The organism is Polaribacter haliotis (assembly GCF_014784055.1).
Taxonomy (GTDB): Bacteria; Bacteroidota; Bacteroidia; order Flavobacteriales; family Flavobacteriaceae; genus Polaribacter; species Polaribacter haliotis.
The window spans coordinates 2033064-2053670 of sequence record NZ_CP061813.1; the positions used below are offsets into that span (position 1 = coordinate 2033064).

Consider the following 20607-nt stretch of genomic DNA (forward strand, 5'->3'; position numbering starts at 1 on the left):
ATAAAATTTTCGAAAAAGTAATTTAAATTATAAAGAATACTTACAAAGTAAAATAATTAGAATCAGTTTCTACAATCTAAAAATTTTTATGCTTTATTATTCTGCAATTCTGTAGCTTTTCTTTCCAACTCTGCTTGAAATTCTTCCATCACAGGTTTTACAGTACTATCTGGAATGTCTGCCACTTTAATATACATTAATCCATCTACAGCATTGTTAAATTTTGGATCTACATTAAAAGCAACCAAACGTGCATTTTGCTTGACATATTTCTTAATTAAAACCGGAATTCTTAAAGCTCCTGGTTCAATTTCATCAATAATTTTATCGAACTTTTGCATGTCTGCTTTTGTAGCGTCAAAAACAAAATCTTTATCTCCGTCTTTTAATTTTACTTTGTATTCTTTCTTCGGATAAATGTATTGTGCAATGTATGGATCGTAATAGTGAGATTTCATAAACTCAATCATTAAAGATTTAGAAAAATCTGAAAACTGATTACTTATAGAAACACCACCCATTAAATATTTATATTCAGGATAACGTAAAGTCACGTGTACAATTCCTTTCCATAACAAGAATAATGGCATTGGTTTTTGCTGATATTCACCAATGATAAAAGCACGTCCCATTTCTATGGTATTGGACATCATTTGGTGCAATTCAGGCTCAATTCTAAACAACGTTTGAATATAAAAACCGTTAATTCCGTACTTTTTATAAATCTCTTTTCCAAGTCCCATTCTGTATGCTCCAGCTAAACAATTTGCTTCTCTGTCCCACAATAATAAATGGTGATAATATTTATCGAACTTATCTAAATCGATCTCTTTATTAGTTCCTTCTCCAACTTCTCTAAACGTAATTTCACGTAATCGACCAATTTCGTGTAATAAATTAGGAATGTCTTTTGCGCTTGCAAAAAAGACTTCATAATTTTTACTTTCTAATAAACGAACCTCTTTTTCTCTTAAAGCATTTATTTCTTTAACAAATAAGCTTGTGTTTCTTTGTGAGGTAATTTTTTTGGCTGGTTTCTTCGGAATTTTTATGTTCTGTGTAGAGATTAATTTGTGTGCTTTCTCAAAGGGATTTGCCAACATATAGGTTTTCTTCCTAATGAATTCATAAAAAGCAGGAATCTCTTTAAACTCATTTTGGTCTGCAACAGAAATTGGTTTCCCTATTCTTACTTTTATAACTCTTCCACCTTGCGAAATAACTTCCGAAGGTAATTTTGCTGTTCTTAAAGTATCAGAAATTTTAGATAAGAAATAAAATAAACGGCTATTTTTAGCGTGAAAATAAATAGGAATTACAGGAACATTTGCTTTTTTAATCAAACGGACTGCACCTTCTTCCCAAGGTTTATCTACTTTTAATTTTCCGTCTTTATATGTTGAAACTTCTCCTGCAGGGAAAATTCCCAATGGTTTTCCTTCTTTTAAGTGTGATAATGCACTTTTAATTCCTGCAACACTCGATTTTGCATCCTTTCTTGTTTCAAAAGGATTTACTGGCATTACATAAGGTTTTAAAGGCTCTACTCTATGCAATAAAAAGTTAGCAATTATTTTAAAATCTGTTCTTTTTTCGATTAACAATTTTAATAATAAAACTCCATCTATTCCTCCTAATGGATGATTAGAAATCGTTATAAAAGCTCCTTCTTTTGGAATTCTTTTTAAATCTTCCTCTGGAATTTCGAACTTAATATTACAATCGTCTAAAACACCGTTTAAGAAATTTAAGTCCGATTTATTTTTATTGTTTTCGTAGATTTTATTGATAGAAGAAATTCGAAGAATTCGTAAAAGAATCCAACCAACAAAAGTACCAAGAAACCCAAGTTTCTCTAAACCAATTACTTGTGAAATTTCTTTAGATGTAACTAATGCCATGAATAATAATTAGACGTAACTGCAAACTTACAAAAAAAAGAAATATGCCAAATGCTAATTTGTTGCCAAAACTATCTGAATTGTTTCTTTATTTACTTGTGTTAATAAAGATGTTCCTTTTTCTTCTATACTTTCAATGGCTTTGTCGTCGAAATGACGAACTGTAAACATATCTACTCCTTTTTGAACTTCAATTTTAAACTCCTTTTTTAAATCGGTGTAAAAAGCATCGAAATTTTTGAATTTATTATCAATACAAACAGAAAAACTAATCGCAGAATTCTGAATTAAATTTACTTTTAATTGATATTCATGTAATTTTTGAAAAATATAACTGATGTTGTTTTCCACCATAAAAGAAAAATCTAATGCAGAAATGGATACCAAAATCTGGTCTTTTTTTACAATAAAACAAGGAATTAATGGTTCTAAATCCGATCCTTTAGAAATTCTTGTTCCTGGTTCTTTTGGGTTTATAAAAGAACGAACCAATAAAGGAATTTCTTTTCTTTCTAATGGTTGTAATGTTTTTGGGTGAATTACAGAAGCACCATAAAATGCCATTTCAATTGCTTCTTCATAAGAAATTTGTCTTAATAAAGTGGTGTCTTCAAAAACTCTTGGATCTGCATTTAAAACTCCTGGAACATCTTTCCAAATCGTAACATTTTCTGCATTTAAACAATATGCAAAAATTCCTGCTGTATAATCTGAACCTTCTCTACCTAATGTTGTGGTATTTTCTGTATCATTTGCAGCAATAAAACCTTGAGTAATATTTAATTTAGATGCATCTAATTTTGCATTGATAATGTCTTGCGTTAATTCCCAATTTACCTTTGCATCTCTATAATTACTATCCGTTTTAACATAATTTCTTACATCGAACCAATTATTCTCTACACCTATTTTAGTTAAATAAGCACTTACTATTTTGGTTGATAATAGTTCTCCAAAACATATAATTTGGTCATAAACATAGTTATATCTTTGTGATGTATTTCTTGCCAAAAACCAGCTTAACTCGCCTAAAAGAATATCAATTTCTTTGTAAATTTCATCATTCGCATCAAACAAATCACTCATTAAACTTTTATGAAAATCTTCTATAACGCCTAATTTTTCTGATAATTTATCAGTCTTATTATAATACGCATCAATAACTTCCTCAAATGCATTGGTAATTTTTCCCATTGCAGAAATTACAACTACTGTACTTTCTGTTCCTTCACTTTGTAAAATGTTTGTTACATTTTTTACGCTTGCCGCATCTTTTACAGATGCTCCTCCAAATTTAAAAATCTTCATTTTTAATTATTTTGAATATATGTTGATAAATTTTCTTTGTTCATTTGTACTACAGACCAATCGTTTAAATAGGTTGCTCCTGTACTTTTATAAAAATCAATTGCGTTGGTGTTCCAATCGATAACTTCCCATGCAACTCTGTTAAAACCATTGTCATGAGCATATTTTAAAACTGCAGAATACAATGCTTTTCCTGCACCAATTTTCTGCTTGTTTTTGGTAACAATTAAATCTTCTAAATGAATCGTTTTTCCTTTCCAAGTTGAATAACGCTCATAAAAAAGTGCAATTCCAATAATTTTAGAATCTTCTTCTGCAACAAATAAATTGAATCTAGGTTTATCCGAAAAACCATCTTTCAATAAATCTTCTACAGTAATTTCTACTGCTTCTGGTTCTTTCTCGAAAACTGCCAATTCTGTAATTAAATCAAATACAGATTGTACATCTTTTTCTTCACCTTTTCTTATGATAAAACTCATTTGTTGTAAATTTTGGTCAAAGATAGTTTTTTTGTTTCCGCTCTAAAATATTTGAATATTTTATACAGTTAATCTTATTTTGTTTAAATTTTTCTGAAAACAGAATTATCTAATTCATAATTAATTAGGGTAATTTTTACAAAAAAAATAGTTACGAAATCGGTGTAGTTGGCTAAATTTTAGCATCTTTGTAGCACAAACCATACTCATTAAAAATGACTGTAAAAAAACAAACTTTAGGCGAATTTATTATTGAAAACCAACATTCTTTTAAATACAGTTCTGGAGAACTTTCCAGTCTTTTAAACTCTATTAGATTAGCCGCAAAAGTGGTAAACCACGAAGTAAACAAGGCTGGTTTAGTAGATATTATTGGAGCTTATGGCGATACTAATATTCAAGGTGAAGACCAACAAAAATTAGATGTTTATGCAAATAATAAGTTTATTCAAACCTTAACACGTAGAAATATTGTTTGTGGAATTGCGAGTGAAGAAGAAGATAGTTTTATCAGTATTAATAGTATAGACGAGAATCATCAAAATAAATATATTGTTTTAATAGATCCTTTAGATGGTTCTTCTAATATTGATGTAAATGTTTCTGTAGGAACCATTTTTTCAATTTATAGAAGAGTAACTCCTGTTGGTACTCCTGTACAATTAGAAGATTTTTTACAAAAAGGAAGTGAACAAGTTGCTGCTGGTTATGTGGTTTATGGAACTTCTACAATGTTGGTTTATACTACTGGAGATGGTGTAAATGGTTTTACATTAAATCCTGCAATTGGTACATTTTATTTATCGCACCCAAATATGACTTTTCCTGAAGATGGAAATATGTATTCTGTAAACGAAGGAAATTATTTAGATTTTCCTTTAGGTGTAAAAAAATACATAAAATACTGTCAGGAAGAAGAAGGAGACAGACCTTATACAAGTAGATATATTGGTTCTTTGGTTTCCGATTTTCATAGAAATATGATAAAAGGAGGCATTTACATGTATCCAAAAGGTTCTAGAAACCCAAATGGAAAACTACGTTTATTGTATGAATGTAATCCTATTGCTTTTATTGCAGAACAAGCCAATGGAAAATCTTCTGATGGTTATACAAGAACGATGGATGTAGAACCTACTGAATTACACCAAAGAGTTCCTTTTATTTGTGGAAGTAAAAATATGGTGGAAAAATTAGAAGCATTTATGGAAGAATTTGGCGAATAAAGTCTCTTTATACCATTATAAGTTAAGAAAGCCTTAATATTTTGGGAAACTGTTACATATTGATTAAATTTACATCAGAAAACTAATATTAACTTTTAAAAAATAAAAAAATGGCTTTTAAACTACCAGAATTAGGATATGCTTATGATGCTTTAGAACCTAATATTGATGCAAGAACTATGGAAATTCACCACAGTAAACATCATAATGGATATACAAATAATTTAAATAATGCAATTACAGGAACTGATTTAGAAGGAAAATCTATAGAAGATATTTTAACTAATTTAGATTTAGAAAACAAAGCTGTAAGAAATAATGGTGGTGGTTTTTACAATCACTCTTTATTTTGGACAGTTTTAAACCCAAATGATAGAGGTTATTTATCTGGAGAATTAAAAGATGCTATTGAAGCTGCTTTTGGTTCTAAAGAAGCATTTATCGAAGCTTTTTCTAAGGCTGCAGCAACTCAATTTGGTTCTGGTTGGGCTTGGTTATGTGTAGATAAAGGAGGTAAAGTCTCTGTTTGTTCTACGCCAAATCAAGACAATCCTTTAATGCCAAATGGTTGTGGAGGAACTCCAATTTTAGGTTTAGATGTTTGGGAACATGCATATTACTTAAATTACCAAAACAGAAGACCAGATTATATTAATGCGTTTTTTAACGTTATTAACTGGAACGAAGTTGAAAAACGTTACGCAGCTGCAAAGTAAGCAACACAGGCAACACAGTTGCTTTTTGTATTTCACTCATAATTAATTGATGTGGTGGATTTCAAAAAAAAATATAAAATAAAAAAGCATCCAATTTACTTGGATGCTTTTTTTTGAAATACATATAAAAAATTTATTTTAATCTTATTATCTCAAAGATATTTTTTTTACTAAAACATCATCTTTTGTTGTAATATGAATAATGTAAACTTGAGATGCGATTTTATCTGTATTAATTGAAATTTCTTTTCGGTTATAAACAGATTCATCTGAATACTCTACAACTTTTTGACCTAATAAATTAAACAGTGTTACTTTTTCTACAAACTGACTAAACTTGTTTGTTATTATTAATTCTTTACGGTTATAATCTTGATAAAAAGAAAATTCTATATCTATAGGAGTTGTATCGTCATTTGAATCGTCATCTTCATCATCTTTCCCTGTATCAACATCAGTATTATCTTTACCGAAAACAATATAAAAACGGTTTTCATAAGTTCCATTTGAAACTTCTAATTTTATTGGTTTTTCTGTAGTGTAAGTTGTATTTGTAAGAGCATCTTTAAAAAACATTTCTCTATTGATGTTTTCTGTATCATCTATCATTAAAAAAGTATCGTCTGTAGAATTTATTTTTACAGTAATAGGAATTTCTAAATCGTCTGTAATTTTTCCAATTCCTGCGATTACTAATTCGTCTGTAGTGTTTGGAAATTTAAAGTAAATATCAGATTCACCCATTTCGTATTTTTTACTATCAAAACCTACTTCATAATCTATCGTATTTCCTTCCTGAAAAGAAATACCAATTTGAGAATGTAAATAAATACCTTCTGAGTCTTTTGCCTCGAAACCAACTTTTATAAATGGAAGTCCCTCCTCTTTTTCGTCTTGTTTTTTTGATTTTTGTCCCAATTTGAAAAAATGAGAATCTCCAGCTTCTGTAATATAAATACGTTGGCTATTTTTAAAATTAACAGTAGCTGCGAGACCAGAAACCGTTTCTACAAAAAATCCTTGACCCACAGGAATATATCTTCCTGGAGCAGTATAGGTTTCTCCTCCCAAACCAGCAGTTCCACTAACTGCTGTAGTTGCTGCTGTTCCCATTGTTGCATTTCTTGTTCCATAACCTCCAATATATCCTGCTTTGTAATGACCTTCTATACCACTTCCTTCCAATTCGTTTTTATGTTCCCAAAAATACAATGCTGCTATATTTGTACTTTCTGTAAATAGTAAATTTGCATCGACTGCAGATGGATAAGGATTACCTAATAAACTTGTATGATCTACATCTATAGAAAAAGAAATATCTCCATCATTGGGAGCTCCTTTAAATGTATAATTTTGTGCAGCTCCAGGACTTTTTAATAAAAAACCTTCACCTGCATTAAAAGAGCCAGATTCTAATTTAAGAGCATATCCTCCACTTCCTCCATCTCCATTTACATAACTATAAATCCAAGAGCTAGATAACGTTAACGGACTTGTATTACCGTTTAAATTGGTAGTAAAATTTAAATCTGGTGGAGTTGATGTTGCAGAGGTTGCTGTTGTTCCGTTTTTCATAACTCCTTCTACAGAAAAAGTGGTTCCACCAACTTCTGTAACTGGAGAAGACCAGTAATTATATCTATAAACACTTGCAAGATCGCTATTTTGATCTTTATATAAGTTTCCAGTTCCAGAATTTAAAGAAGTTCCTGTATGTGTTTGAATTAATTGAGAATCGCCAACCAATCTTAAATCTCCATTAATTTCTAAGCCGTTTGTTACTTGCAATCTAAATCCTGAGTTTACAACCAACTTACCTCCTGCTTCAATTTCCACTTCTCTAACATCTGCATCTTCTGTTAATGTTAGCGATCCATTTGCTGTGGATTTTACCAATAATTTGTAACAATCGTCTGTAATATCTGGCACGTTAGCAGTTCCTGAGCCATTATAAAATTGTGTTCCATCTAAAACGATTAAATCTCTATACTCTATCGTAAAATAGTCGTTGTTTGCAAATACAACATTATTGGCTTTGTATAAATTTCCTCCAAGATCTGTTAATTCGTAAGTCGATGTTGGAGATAGTAAATCACTATCATTATCTACAACCAATTTTAAATTACTACAAGATTGTTTCCCTGAGATATCTATTCCATTTAAATCTAAAATAAAACTTACATTTCCGAGGTCGTTTCTTTTGCTTACTCTCCATTTTGTAGAAATACGTTCTTGGTAATTACTTGTATTCGAAACAAATGTTAATGCATCTTTATTATCTCTTCCCCAAATTAAAAATTCGTCGTTTCCTAAAGCACTTGGATTATATATTCTTACAATTCCTGTTCCTTGAGAATCTGTATGATTGGAACCATCTGTTGCCTGACCAATACCTGCAACATCATGATCGAAATTTCCACCAGAAGTATCTTCGTCATAAAAGTCTATTGTGTTAAGTGTTCTTCCAAATTTTGCTGACAGATAATTTGAAACAATAATTCTTTCTGCCAAATTTATAGGCTGATTATAAAAAATCAACTCAGAAATTCTACCATTTAAAAACCTACCTGTTGTCGACCTTTCATTACCAATGTATAAATCAAGATTATTTACCAAAGGTGTTTTATTTACATTATCTGTTAAAATTGAAGTATTATTTTTATAAACATCTCTTCCTATCCCAGAAAATGAATATTCAAAAACATCGAAATTTGTTGTTGAATATTGGCCAGAAGTTGAATTTGGGCTATCTCTTGAAGCATCAGTATACTTTAAAGGTGTATGAAATAGACCATTACTAAATGTAAGAAGTTCGTAATTTTCATTAGAATCATTTCCTTTTGTGAAAATTGCATTATAATTTTTATTTAGATCCGCTTTAGAAACTGCAAAAAAGTTCCAACTTGTTAAATCTAAAGAGGCATTATCGGTTATTCTTAATTCGTCGTTAGTACCATCAAAATCTATAGAGGAATAAGAATTTACATCCGAAGTTATTAAATTTGGTCTTGCTGCAGTAGTTGGTGGTGTTGCATTATTTCCATTTCCAGATAAATCTGACCAACCTGTAATACTTGTTCCACTTAAACTAGTATTTCTAGAAGCATCTAACCACAATATTAAATCTGAAGTTGCATCTATTGCACCAACTCCTCCAGGACCTAAATGACTTGTGTTTGTAGGTACAAATAAATCTCCAGAAACTTTTACATTATCTATTGCCCACCAATAATCCCAAACACCAATATATGTAAAGCGTACTTGAGCATTTGTTGCGGTTCCTGCTGCTGCTTTTATATCTATACTTTCTAAATCTGCCCCATTAGATAGACTCACATAATTTTCTTCTCCAAATTCTTTTCGGAATACTTCTACCCAAGTTGTTCCATTAAAAACATCTACTACACAAGATTCTCCACCATCATAATCTCTGTATTGATAATCGAATTCTAAAGTTAAAGTTTCATATAAGTCTGCTGAAAAAGTACTGGTTAAAAGCGAGGCATTTTGGTTACTTCCAGAACCATAAGTATCGCTATCTAAAATAGCATAGTTCCCAGAAAAATTACCTGCTGTTATGGGACGTGCAGCATTTATTTGCCAAATCTGCCCAGCAGTTCCACCATTATTAACATTAGACCAGCCTGCAGGTAAGGTTCCTGAAGAAAAATCTTCATCTATAATGGTTGTAGCTTGAGAAAATACATTTGCAATTCCTAAGAAAAGGGCACATAAAAAAGTATAATGTATTGGTTTTAGCATAATTATTAAAATTGTTAATACTACACTTAAGATACTATTTGTTGGGGAAATGTTTCTTAAGTCACAATAAAGTAACGAGCATGTTTATTTACTAAAATAAGAATTTACATTTAATTATACAAATTAATATGCTCTCTTATCATTTCCTTCATAAAAATTAATAAACGCCTCGTTTACAACTCTATTACCCCCAGGTGTTGGGTAATCTCCAGTAAAATACCAATCTCCTAAATTATCTGGACATGCTTCATGCAAACCTTCTATTGTTTGATAAATTACCTCAACCTCTGCTTTAATGTCTTTCGTTTTTAACATTTCTGCAATCTTTGCTGAAATTTCTTTGGCTGTAAATGGCTTATAAATTTCTTTTACAAAATTTATAATTTCTGTATCATTTTCTGTTTGTTGTGCTTTCGATTTTTTATAAACTTCGTCTATAATATGCTCTTGTTTTGTGTCTTTTAACAACTCAATAGCTGCTTTAAATGCAATAAAAGCATCTATCCTAGCCATATCAATTCCATAACAATCTGGGTAACGAATCTGTGGAGCAGAAGATACTACAACTATTTTTTTAGGACTCAATCTGTCTAAAATTCTAATAATACTTTTCTTTAAAGTTGTTCCACGAACAATACTATCGTCTATAATTACCAAATTGTCTGTTGGTTTTACGACTCCGTAAGTAATGTCGTAAACATGCTCTACCAAATCGTCTCTACTACTATCGTCTGCAATAAAGGTTCTTAGTTTTGCATCTTTAATTGCTATTTTTTCGAAACGTGGTCTTTCAGATAAAATTTCTGTTACTTTATTTGCTGAAAGTCCTTTTCCTCCCGCTAAAATTTTAGCAGTTTTTTGCTGATTTAATAAGTCTTCTGCAGCTTCTGTCATCCCATAAAAAGATGTTTCTGCTGTATTTGGAATGTAAGAAAATACAGTGTTAGAAATATCGCTTTCAATAGATTTTAAGATTTCTGGAAACACTAATTTCCCTAAATTTTTACGCTCTTCGTATATACTAGCATCACTTCCTCTAGAAAAATAAATACGTTCGAAAGAACACGATTTTTTCTCTCTTGGTTCTAAAACTTGTTTGATAAAAGTTTTTCCGCTTTTTTTAATAATTAATGCATGCCCTCTTTCTAGTTCTTTTACATCTTCTATCTTCACATTAAAAACCGTTTGAATTACAGGTCTTTCTGAAGCAACTACAACAACTTCTTCATCTTCATAAAAATAAGTTGGTCTAATTCCATTTGGGTCTCTTAATACAAAAGCATCTCCATGACCAACTAAACCAGCCATTGCATAACCACCATCCCAGTTTTTAGAAGACCTTTTTAACACCTTTTTTAGACTTAAATTTTCTTCTATATAAGGTGAAGCGTTCTTTTTAGTAAATCCTTTTTTCTTCGCTTTTTGATATAGTTTAGCCACTTCATCTTCTAAAAAATGACCAATTTTTTCCATTACAGTTACAGTATCTGTAAACTCTTTTGGATGTTGCCCTAGCTCTATTAATTCTTCTAAAAGCTGTTTAGAATTTGTCATATTAAAATTCCCTGCAACTATTAAATTTTGATGTTTCCAATTACTTTGACGCAAAAATGGGTGTACACTTTCGATACTATTTTTACCAAAAGTTCCATAACGAACATGGCCTAAAAACAAGTTTCCTATGTAAGGCATATTTTTTTCTTGCCAGTCTACATCATCTTTTTTATCAGGATTTTCTTCTAAAACATTATTTAATCGCTCATTTATTTGCGCAAAAATATCTTGTATTGGTTGCGATTGATTAGAACGAACTCTACTAATGTATCTTGTACCAGGTTCCATATTAAACTTTATACTTGCAAAACCAGCACCATCTTGTCCACGATTGTGTTGTTTTTCCATTAATAAATACATTTTGTTAATTCCGTAAAAAGCAGAACCGTATTTATCTTTATAAAATTGTAAAGGCTTTTTTAATCGAACAAGTGCAATTCCACATTCATGTTTAATAGCGTCACTCATTGGTATTTATTTTTTGTTATGTGTTGTTATGTTTTTGTTGTTGTAAAAATAAAAATCCGCGTTTTTAAACGCGGATTTTTTTTATGACAATTCTATATCAAATTGTGTTAATTCTTTAAACGCTTGTAAGCGAATTTTCACTTCATCTGCTGTAAGCTCTTGCATTCGTTCTGTACCAAATTTCTCTACACAGAAAGAAGCTAAATTAGAGCCGTAAATAATTGCGTTCTTCATATTTTCGAAAGAAACGTCTTCTGTTTTTGCTAAATACCCACAAAAACCTCCTGCAAATGTATCTCCTGCTCCTGTTGGGTCGAAAACCTCTGCTAAAGGTAAAGCTGGTGCAAAAAACATTTTCCCATTGTTAAATAACAACGCTCCATGTTCTCCTTTTTTAATTACTACATATTTTGGACCCATTGTATGAATCTTTTTAGCAGCATTTACTAAAGAATATTCTCCAGAAAGTTGGCGAGCTTCTTCATCATTAATCGTAATTACATCTACTCTTTTTAAAACAGTGTGTAAATCTTCTAAAGCAATATCCATCCAAAAATTCATTGTATCTAAAACAACTAATTTTGGTCTTTTAGACATTTGGTCTAATACAGATGCTTGGGTTAATGGGTGTAAATTGCCCAACATAACAATACCTGCATCTTTAAAACTGTCTGGAACAACTGGTGTAAAAGTTTCTAAAACATTTAATTCTGTGATTAAAGTATCACGTGAATTCATATCATTATGATATTTTCCACTCCAGAAAAATGTTTTTCCGTTTTTATCAATCTCAACTCCATCTGTATTTATTCCTTTGGAGTTCATCATATCTAAATACGATTGTGGAAAATCTCCTCCAACAACAGAAACTACACCTGTTTTTACGCCAAATTGAGATGCTGATAATCCTATATAAGATCCAGAACCTCCTAAAATTTTATCGGTTTTCCCAAAAGGCGTTTCAATTGCATCAAATGCAACAGTTCCAACTGCTAATAATTTACTCATTCCTTATTTTTTGTGTAATTTTGTCTTTTTAAAAAGACTGTTTTAATACAGTGCAAAAATAAGTTTTAAAAATGACTATCAAAGAAATACAAGAAGAAATTATTGACGAGTTTTCGATGTTCGACGATTGGATGGAACGTTATGAATACATTATAGAACTCGGAAAATCTTTACCAATTATTAATGAAAAGTTTAAATTGAATGAAAATTTAATAAAAGGTTGCCAATCTAAAGTTTGGTTGTATTCTGAATTAGAGGGTAATAAAGTTAAATTTACTGCAGATAGCGATGCTATTTTAACTAAAGGAATTGTGGCATTATTATTGAGGGTCTTCTCCGAACAAAAACCGGCAGATATTTTAACTGCAGAAACTACTTTTATAGACGAAATTGGTTTAAAAGAACATTTATCTCCAACAAGAGCTAATGGTTTGGTTTCTATGATTAAGCAAATAAAAATGTATGCAATTGCCCAACAAACAAAAATACCTAACTAAAATAACATAATGACTGACAAAGAATTAGAAGAAATTGGAGATAAAATTGTACGTGTTTTAAAAACAATTTACGATCCAGAAATTCCTGTAGATATTTACGAATTAGGTTTAATTTACGATGTTTTTGTCTCTGATGAAAATAACGCAAAAATTTTAATGACTTTAACTTCTCCAAACTGCCCAGTTGCAGAATCTTTACCAAGAGATGTAGAAGAAAAAGTGAAGTCTTTAAAAGAAATTAAAGATTGTGAAGTAGAAATTACGTTCGACCCAACCTGGACACAAGAAATGATGAGCGAAGAAGCAAAGTTAGAATTAGGAATGCTTTAGAGTTAGTTAGCAGTATTCAGTATTCAAAACTAAAAAATTCTAATGGCTGTTATTTCGACGATAGGAGAAATCTCAACTTTGAAATTTTGAAACTAAATAATATAAATATGCAAGAAGAAATTATCAATAGAGTAGCAACAAGTAAATTAAAAACGTTTGATCTAGAGGAGATTTATCCTGAAGGAGAAAGAGTTTTATTTGATGTTAAAGATTGGTTGTTTCAAGAATTAATTTTAAAAGAAAGAGATTTTAGAGAGTTTGTAAAAAACCACGATTGGTCTCAGTATAAAAATAAATTTGTAGCAATTACTTGCACTGTAGATGCAATAATACCTTCTTGGGCATTTATGTTAGTCGCATCCGAATTAACACCTTTTGCAAATAAAGTAGTTATTGGTAACTTAGAATTATTGGAAACAGTTTTGTATCAAGAATTATTACAATTTATAGATTTTAGAGATTTTACAGACGTTCCAGTAATTATAAAAGGTTGCGCAAATAAACCAATCCCAGAATCTGCCTATGCATTTTTAATTGCAAAATTACAACCCATTGCCAAATCAATTATGTTTGGAGAAGCATGTTCCACAGTTCCATTATTTAAAGCAAAAAAATAAATTATAGTATTTTGTTTCACCTTAATTCAAATTTTAAATATTTATTCCTAACGCTACTTCTTGCGTTTTCTATTTCTGTAAACTCACAGCAAAAAAAAGTAGAAAAGAAAAAAGTACCTGTTCCAAAATGGAAAATTCATGGGAGATTTACTTTTCTTTTCAATCAATCTGCCTTTTCTAATTGGGCTGCTGGAGGGCAAAATACAGTTGCTGGTAACGTAAGTATTAATTACGATTTTAATTTCAAAAAAAATAAATGGAACTGGGACAGTAGATTAATAACTGGTTATGGTTTAAGTTATTTAACTGCCAAAGGATATAGAAAAACAAACGATAGATTCGAATTTAACTCTCTTTTAGGATTAAAATCTTCTAAATATTGGTTCTTCTCCTACTTTACAAACATAAAAACACAATACACTAGAGGTTTCGATTATTCTAAAACGCCAGAAGTATCTGTTTCTGATTTTCTATCTCCTGCATATTTAAGTTTTGGACCAGGAATGTTGTGGAAAAAATCGGATAATTTAAATATAAATATTGCTCCTGCAACTGCTAGGCTTACCTTTGTAAACGACATGTTTTCGGGAAAATTTGGAGTTGACGAAGGGAAAAACTCATCACTTAGTTTAGGTTTTAACCTATCTGGTTATTACAAAACAAATATTATGACCAATGTTGAATTAGAAAACATTTTAACAGTTTATTCCGATTATTTAAATAAGCCACAGAATGTAGATTTCGAATATCAAGCAAACCTTAGATTTAAGGTAAATAAAAGTATTAAAATGCACATTACCTTACATACTATTTTCGATGACAATGCTTCTGGAAGATTACAATATCGAGAACTTTTCGGTTTAGGTGTAAATTATAGTTTCCACGAAAAAGTGACTTATTAGTTATAAAATTGTCTAATAATAGAAATAAATCAAAAATTAGAAATTAAAAATGAAAAAATTAACAACCTTATTAATGATTGTTTTCTTAGGTTTTGCATCCACTGCACAAACTAAAGAAGAATTAAAAGAAGAACAAGCTCCTAAAAAAGCGCAGATTGCAAAATTACAAGGAGAAGTAAAAGCGATTCAAGCTAAAATAGATGCACTTCCTGGATGGAGAAAAGGTGCTTTTGGTACTGTTGGTGGAAGTCTTTCTGGCTTTAACAATTGGTACTCTAGGTCTGCACCAACTGCATCTGCAGGAAATATTGGTATTACTGTAAATGGTTTTGCGAATTTAATTGAGAAAGATTTCTTTTGGAGAAATGCTGCCACTGTAAATTTAGGTTGGGTAAAATTAGATGAGAAAGGTGTTTCTGGAGACGAAGGTTTTGATACTGCAACAGATGTTTTTACAATTTCTTCTTTATATGGTAGAAGAATAAGTAAAACCTGGGCTTTATCTGCTTTAGCTGAATACAGAACAACAATTATCGATAATTTTAACGATCCAGGATATTTAGATTTTGGTGCTGGTGCAACTTGGACACCTACAGATAACTTGGTAGTTGTAATACACCCAGGAAACTACAATTTTGTATTTAGTAGTGGAGAGACTGTTTTTGAATCTTCTTTGGGTGCTAAAATTGTTGCAGACTACACAAAAAAATATAATAAATTAAGTGTAAAATCGAATCTATCTGTTTTCCAAAGTTATAAGTCTTCAGATTTTTCTAACTGGACTTGGACAAACTCTTTTGGTTATACAATTTGGAAAGGAATTGGTGTAGGTTTCGAATTGGGTTTACGTAAAAACAAACAAGAAGCTTTAAGTAATGCTATTGATGTTAATGCAGCATTACCTGTTCCTGGAGCAACTCCAACTTTCGATTCTGTAGATAACAAATTACAATCTTATTACTTATTTGGAATGAACTATGCTTTCTAAATAATAAAAAAATAAATCTTTTAAAAAAGGGAGTGATTTTGTGTAAAATCACTCCCTTTTTTAAGTTAAATTCTTATGGTTCTTTAATTTTGTATTTTGCTAGTTGATTGTAATATAAAATTTACAATTGGTGTTGGATTTTCTAAACTATGTGGATGGTGCCCAACATCTTCTTTATAAATTACTTCTATTTTTCCACCTGCCTCTTTTATTTTTTTTTCAAATATTTTTGTATTTTCATGAACAGGAACAACTTTATCTGCATCTCCACAAACATGAAACATTGGGAAACCTCCTTTTGCAATAGCCTCTATTTTATGAATCGGATTTCCTCTAAAACCAGCCATTTCAAATTCGGAAGTAATTCCATAAACGTTTTTAAAATTTTGCCAATCTCCTTTGCTTCCTACTCCTTCACCTTTTCCACCTGGCCAACTTGAACCATCTAAAACTGGTGCATCTGCATAAATACAGGCAACTTTCTCTGGATTTTCGACTGCCCAATTATAAATAATTAACCCTCCTCTACTCATACCTTCTAAAACTACTTTTTTAGAGAAACCGCTTTCAATCATTAAATCATAAAAATTATTCCAACGATTTACAGCTTCATTATTTCCGAATAAATTAGCAACATCACAATAAACAATATGAAAACCTCTGTCTAAAAGGGCGATATCGGTTTGCGGTTCATGCCCCCAAAAACGTGCACGTAAAACCCAAGGTTTGCCTTTTGCAATTCTTTTTGGAGTTACTATTTTACAGGGAATATTTTTAAAATTGAAATTGGTTTGCTTGTAACCATAAAAATTAGATTCACTTTTTTTATCAACTTTTGAAAAATTAAAACCTTTATTATTATTTTCAACTTTTTGAATTACAGATTCATAAACCCTTTTTGCCATTCGAGTTGCCCCCAAAGCTGATGGATGAATTTTATCTGGAAATAATTTAGGTTCATTCACAAATAAATGATATAAATCAATCATTTCACTACCAGTTTCGAATGCTACTTTTTGAGTTAATGGAATTATTTTATTCTTTATAACTGGATTCCAAATTCGTGAAGTATCTTGTGCATAGGAAGGAACTGGCAACAACAAAACGATTCTTGTCTTTTTATTTTTCTCTTTAAATGAATTGATAAGTTCTTTGTAATTACTAACAAAATCGGAATCTAAATGAACTCTATTTTGCAATTTGCTATCATTTGTGCCTAATTTAATAAAAACAATATCTGGTTTAAAGGCTAAAGCTTCTTGGTATGTATTGGATTTCCAATATGGATAGTCTCCTTTTTTTAATAAAGTATTTCCATTTACTCCAAAATTTTTGACATTAAAACCATCGCCTAATAATACTTGCAATTGCTGTGGATAAGCATTTTGTTCTCTATTTTCGATTCCTGCTCCATAAGTAATACTGTCTCCAATACAAGCAATTTTTAAGGGTTCTTGCTTTTTTGTTTCTTGTTCTTTACAAGTAATAAAAAGTAAACTTAGAAGCAATAGTCTATAAAATCGAAAATATCTCATGTCTTTTTTTTATTATTAATCTAATACTACTGGTATAAGTTTAATGGCTCTTAAACTTGCTTTTTCTGCATTTCCTTCCACCAAAGAAACCGCTATTTTATGTTTTCCAGATTTTTTGAATTTCAACCAACCAATAGAATGATACGCATAAATTTGAGATGAGTTTTGCTGATTTTGCATTTGCTCATTATCATCTGTTTCCACAGACCAAACCAATCTTCCTTCGCCAGCATAATCTAATTCAACTTGATAATAACCCGGTTTTAAAACATCCACTTTCCAATACGCTTTTCCATATTCTTTAAAACTATGAATATGTGCTGTTGCTTTCCATTCACCAAATTTTTCCATCCAATATTTATGGTCTTTTTTAGCATCACTTGCAGTTGCAAATTCTGCTAATAATTCCGTTTCAATAACTGGATCTATACCAAGTGTACTTATTACTTTTGGTGGTTCATTTAGTTTTAAAGTAACTACAGAAACTAACTTTTCAGGACGATTTGAAGGCAGATTTATTTTAGTCCAACCATTAATTTTCTGAACTTTTAAAGCAATATTTCCTTTTTTAGTTTGAATTGTACAAGACTCAATATTAGATTGTAATCCTGGTAAATACAACTCGCCATCTATAGGCCATTTATAAATTGATAAATACAAACTGTTACCTTTTTTAGTAACATCTCCCCAAGGTAATTTGTGTTTCCAAGGCGAAGCTTCTGCTCCATACACCACATTTGGATATTTTTTTATCCATTTTCCCGCATTTAATAATGCCTTTGTACTTTGTATTGGAATGGTTCCATCTCCTTTTGGACCTATATTTACCATATAGGTTCCTCCTCTGGCAACTGTAGAAATTAAACGCTCCAAAATATCTTTAGGCGTTTTCCAATTTTGGTCATACCAAGCATAGCCCCAAGAATCGTTTATTACATCTACAGTTTCCCACAAACCCTCGTGGTTTTTATTCGGAATTTCCATATCGCCCAAAGTCGTATAATCTCCCAAGCCATGCCCAGCTCTACCAGAAACTAATGCTTTTGGTTGGTATTTACGAACGACTTGTACTAATTCCTCTACATATTTTTTAGGCATATTTCCTGGGGTATCAAACCAAATTAGTTCAATATCACCATAATTTTTTGTCAACTCTATAACTTGTGGCAAACATTTATTTTTGAAATAATCGTCGAAAGTAACAGCTTCTCCTTTCGCATTTGTTTTTGGACCTCCATTTCCACCAGGTTCTGTCCAATCTTGATTATGAGAATAGTAAAAACCGAATCCCATTTCTTGTTTTTTACAAGCTTCCGCTAATTGTTTCATTAAATCTTTTCCATAAGGTGTGGCTTTCACGACATTAAAATCGGACACTTTTGTATCGAACATTGCAAAACCATCATGATGTTTACTGGTGATAATAATATACTTCATTCCAGCATTTTTTGCCAAAGAAACAAAAGCATCTGCATCGAATTTTGTAGGGTTAAAATCTTTTGCAACTTCCATATATTCATCTGCTGGTACTCCTGCCAAGTCTTTATGCATCAGCCATTCTCCAATTCCATAATAGGTTTTTCCTTTCCATTTATTAGCTAATTGAGAATACAATCCCCAATGAATAAACATGGCGTAATTACCATCAATAAAATTTTTTCCTCGAAGAGAATTGTTCGATTTTACTTTTTGTGAACCCCACATTTCGTTCATTCCTAATTCCTTTTTCTCTTTTCCAGAATTCGTTTTTTTCTCTTGTGCGTAAAAATTAGGTGCCAAAAAAAGGAATAGTATAATCGAAATTTTAAAAAATGTTTGTTTTAAATGCTTCATTATTAGAATTCTTTTTGAGCTATTATTAAATTGAGAATGCTTCTTTTAAATCTAATGGATCGCCCATATTTTTTTGCATCTGAATTAATTCATTAAACAGTTGTTTAACTTTATTTTGATATTTTTTATCTCCAGATAAATTATTCAATTCATTGGGATCATTTTCTAAATCATAAAGCAATATTGTTTTCGATTTCGGATATAAAATCAGTTTAAAACCATCTTTACGAATCATTCTTTGTGATGCTTTTTCGTAAGTGCCATAAATAGCATCGTACTTTTTTGCTGAATGTGCAGTTTTTGCTAAATCTAAAAAACTATTAAATTCAATATACTTTGGTTTTGCAATACCAGCAATTTCCAAGGCAGTCGCCATTACATCTTGTAAATATATATCTTCATCAATCTTTTTCCCTTTAGGAATATTGGGTCCCACAACCATTAAAGGCACTCTCATACTATGGTCGTACATATTTTGTTTTCCAATTAAGCCATGTTCGCCAATTGCTAAACCATGGTCTGCTGTAAAGAAAATATAAGTATTTTCTTTGAGCCCTTTTTCTTCTAAAATGTTTAAAATATCTTTTATTTGATCGTCTAAATGAGTGGTAATTGCGTAATATTCTTGCCTGTTTACTTTTACTGAATATTCCGTTCTTGGAAAAGGTGCTAATTTTTCATCTCGTAAATTTTTACCTGCTCCCATAGATTCTGCATACGGATATTCTGGCATAAAACTTTCAGGAATAGAAATGTCTTTTAAAGAATACATATCTACATACTTTTTGGGAGATTGTCGAGGATCATGTGGTGCATTAAAAGCGATGTACATAAAAAACGGATTCTCTTTTTTCGAAGCGTCGTTTATAAACGAAACAGCATCGTCTTTTACCAATTCACTCCAATGTTTTCCACCTTTCCAATAGCCACCAAATTCTTTTTTCCACGGTTTCCAAAGTGTATCATTTTTAGATTTCGGACGATTATATCCTTCTGGAGTGTCAAATGGCATTCCTCTTAATACATGCCCAACATGGTTAAAAATAGAATCTGCTTTTGCATTTACGTGCCATTTTCCTGTCATATAAGTTTCATAACCTTGAACTTCCATTAACCTTGGCCAGGTTTTATCTAAATCTTCATTTTTAGAGTAATTTCCAGAAATTTGTTGTGCTCTCCAAATGGATCTTCCGCTAATAATCATTGCTCTGGATGCAACACAAATAGCGCCATTCCAGCCTCCCATATTATAAGCGTGCGTAAAAGTGGTGCCTTCTGCAACCAACTTATCCATAGTTGGTGTTATAATTTCTTTGTTCCCTAAAGCATGAACTGCTTTAAAGGTTTGATCGTCGGAAAACAAAAAAATAATATTCGGTTTTTTATTTATTGAAATCTGAGATTTTTCTTTTTTAGATTGTTGTTTGCAACCTAAAAAGAGAATCATTATAAAAACGAAAACGCCGAATGTTTTTTTCAT

The 20607-nt window shown here is 30.9% G+C and carries 16 protein-coding genes; 7 read left to right on the top strand and 9 right to left on the bottom strand.

The genetic code is table 11. The features are described from left to right. Window positions 1-86: 86 nt before the first annotated feature. The 3 genes from H9I45_RS08680 to H9I45_RS08690 are packed head-to-tail and all read right to left on the bottom strand — an operon-like array spanning window position 87 to window position 3691. Window positions 87-1901 (bottom strand): GNAT family N-acyltransferase, encoded by a 1815-nt coding sequence (locus H9I45_RS08680; protein WP_088354964.1) that lies wholly within the window; start codon window positions 1899-1901, stop codon window positions 87-89. 54 nt (window positions 1902-1955) lie between these two features. Beyond that, a complete protein-coding gene (locus H9I45_RS08685; RefSeq protein WP_088354963.1) occupies window positions 1956-3209 on the bottom strand; it encodes an aspartate kinase in 1254 nt (417 codons plus the stop codon). A gap of 2 nt (window positions 3210-3211) precedes the next feature. Beyond that, on the bottom strand, window positions 3212-3691 hold the full coding sequence (locus H9I45_RS08690; RefSeq protein WP_088354962.1) for a GNAT family N-acetyltransferase: 480 nt from the start codon (window positions 3689-3691) through the stop codon (window positions 3212-3214). A gap of 215 nt (window positions 3692-3906) precedes the next feature. Here H9I45_RS08690 and fbp point away from each other — a divergent pair, with 215 nt between their 5' ends. Continuing rightward, entirely contained in the window at window positions 3907-4917 is a 1011-nt protein-coding gene (gene fbp / locus H9I45_RS08695; protein WP_088354961.1) for a class 1 fructose-bisphosphatase, read from the top strand. 110 nt (window positions 4918-5027) lie between these two features. Beyond that, the gene (locus tag H9I45_RS08700) at window positions 5028-5633 is read left to right on the top strand and encodes a superoxide dismutase (protein WP_088354960.1); all 606 of its coding nucleotides are present in this window, start codon (window positions 5028-5030) and stop codon (window positions 5631-5633) included. A gap of 147 nt (window positions 5634-5780) precedes the next feature. Here H9I45_RS08700 and H9I45_RS08705 read toward each other — a convergent pair whose 3' ends face one another. From H9I45_RS08705 to H9I45_RS08715, 3 genes are all read right to left on the bottom strand, one after another. Further along, a complete protein-coding gene (locus tag H9I45_RS08705; protein WP_088354959.1) occupies window positions 5781-9395 on the bottom strand; it encodes a T9SS type A sorting domain-containing protein in 3615 nt (1204 codons plus the stop codon). 123 nt (window positions 9396-9518) lie between these two features. Next, window positions 9519-11417 (bottom strand): amidophosphoribosyltransferase, encoded by a 1899-nt coding sequence (locus H9I45_RS08710; RefSeq protein ID WP_088354958.1) that lies wholly within the window; start codon window positions 11415-11417, stop codon window positions 9519-9521. Window positions 11418-11498: 81 nt separating this feature from the next. After that, window positions 11499-12425 carry a PfkB family carbohydrate kinase gene (locus H9I45_RS08715; protein ID WP_088354957.1) on the bottom strand — a complete coding sequence of 309 codons (927 nt, stop codon included), beginning with the start codon at window positions 12423-12425 and terminating at the stop codon, window positions 11499-11501. A gap of 71 nt (window positions 12426-12496) precedes the next feature. Between H9I45_RS08715 and H9I45_RS08720 the strand changes: the two genes are divergently transcribed. The 5 genes from H9I45_RS08720 to H9I45_RS08740 all read left to right on the top strand — a co-directional run bounded on the left by H9I45_RS08720 (window position 12497) and on the right by H9I45_RS08740 (window position 15759). Continuing rightward, complete coding sequence (locus tag H9I45_RS08720; RefSeq protein ID WP_088354956.1) at window positions 12497-12922, top strand: SufE family protein; 426 nt, start codon at window positions 12497-12499, stop codon at window positions 12920-12922. A 9-nt stretch (window positions 12923-12931) separates the two neighbouring features. Next, window positions 12932-13252, top strand: a complete 321-nt coding sequence (locus H9I45_RS08725) for a DUF59 domain-containing protein (protein WP_088354955.1) — start codon at window positions 12932-12934, stop codon at window positions 13250-13252. Window positions 13253-13359: 107 nt separating this feature from the next. Then, complete coding sequence (locus tag H9I45_RS08730; RefSeq protein WP_088354954.1) at window positions 13360-13869, top strand: DUF2480 family protein; 510 nt, start codon at window positions 13360-13362, stop codon at window positions 13867-13869. Between the two features lie 11 nt (window positions 13870-13880). Further along, on the top strand, window positions 13881-14771 hold the full coding sequence (locus tag H9I45_RS08735) for a DUF3078 domain-containing protein (protein ID WP_176397592.1): 891 nt from the start codon (window positions 13881-13883) through the stop codon (window positions 14769-14771). A 49-nt stretch (window positions 14772-14820) separates the two neighbouring features. Continuing rightward, a complete protein-coding gene (locus tag H9I45_RS08740; protein WP_088354953.1) occupies window positions 14821-15759 on the top strand; it encodes a DUF3078 domain-containing protein in 939 nt (312 codons plus the stop codon). Between the two features lie 83 nt (window positions 15760-15842). Here H9I45_RS08740 and H9I45_RS08745 read toward each other — a convergent pair whose 3' ends face one another. Genes H9I45_RS08745 through H9I45_RS08755 form a run of 3 tightly spaced genes read right to left on the bottom strand, consistent with a single transcriptional unit; the run spans window position 15843 to window position 20607 of the window. Further along, window positions 15843-17294, bottom strand: coding sequence for a GDSL-type esterase/lipase family protein (locus H9I45_RS08745; RefSeq protein WP_088354952.1), 1452 nt, complete (start codon window positions 17292-17294; stop codon window positions 15843-15845). 15 nt (window positions 17295-17309) lie between these two features. After that, window positions 17310-19127 carry an alpha-L-fucosidase gene (locus tag H9I45_RS08750; RefSeq protein WP_217896865.1) on the bottom strand — a complete coding sequence of 606 codons (1818 nt, stop codon included), beginning with the start codon at window positions 19125-19127 and terminating at the stop codon, window positions 17310-17312. Window positions 19128-19152: 25 nt separating this feature from the next. Further along, window positions 19153-20607, bottom strand: coding sequence for a sulfatase family protein (locus H9I45_RS08755; protein WP_088354951.1), 1455 nt, complete (start codon window positions 20605-20607; stop codon window positions 19153-19155).

Bases quoted from the DNA above. Each gene is read 5' to 3' on its own strand.
- H9I45_RS08680 (WP_088354964.1), bottom strand. From the start codon at position 1,901: ATGGCATTAGTTACATCTAAAGAAATTTCACAAGTAATTGGTTTAGAG.
- H9I45_RS08685 (WP_088354963.1), bottom strand. From the start codon at position 3,209: ATGAAGATTTTTAAATTTGGAGGAGCATCTGTAAAAGATGCGGCAAGC.
- H9I45_RS08690 (WP_088354962.1), bottom strand. From the start codon at position 3,691: ATGAGTTTTATCATAAGAAAAGGTGAAGAAAAAGATGTACAATCTGTA.
- fbp (WP_088354961.1), top strand. From the start codon at position 3,907: ATGACTGTAAAAAAACAAACTTTAGGCGAATTTATTATTGAAAACCAA.
- H9I45_RS08700 (WP_088354960.1), top strand. From the start codon at position 5,028: ATGGCTTTTAAACTACCAGAATTAGGATATGCTTATGATGCTTTAGAA.
- H9I45_RS08705 (WP_088354959.1), bottom strand. From the start codon at position 9,395: ATGCTAAAACCAATACATTATACTTTTTTATGTGCCCTTTTCTTAGGA.
- H9I45_RS08710 (WP_088354958.1), bottom strand. From the start codon at position 11,417: ATGAGTGACGCTATTAAACATGAATGTGGAATTGCACTTGTTCGATTA.
- H9I45_RS08715 (WP_088354957.1), bottom strand. From the start codon at position 12,425: ATGAGTAAATTATTAGCAGTTGGAACTGTTGCATTTGATGCAATTGAA.
- H9I45_RS08720 (WP_088354956.1), top strand. From the start codon at position 12,497: ATGACTATCAAAGAAATACAAGAAGAAATTATTGACGAGTTTTCGATG.
- H9I45_RS08725 (WP_088354955.1), top strand. From the start codon at position 12,932: ATGACTGACAAAGAATTAGAAGAAATTGGAGATAAAATTGTACGTGTT.
- H9I45_RS08730 (WP_088354954.1), top strand. From the start codon at position 13,360: ATGCAAGAAGAAATTATCAATAGAGTAGCAACAAGTAAATTAAAAACG.
- H9I45_RS08740 (WP_088354953.1), top strand. From the start codon at position 14,821: ATGAAAAAATTAACAACCTTATTAATGATTGTTTTCTTAGGTTTTGCA.
- H9I45_RS08745 (WP_088354952.1), bottom strand. From the start codon at position 17,294: ATGAGATATTTTCGATTTTATAGACTATTGCTTCTAAGTTTACTTTTT.
- H9I45_RS08750 (WP_217896865.1), bottom strand. From the start codon at position 19,127: ATGAAGCATTTAAAACAAACATTTTTTAAAATTTCGATTATACTATTC.
- H9I45_RS08755 (WP_088354951.1), bottom strand. From the start codon at position 20,607: ATGAAAAAAACATTCGGCGTTTTCGTTTTTATAATGATTCTCTTTTTA.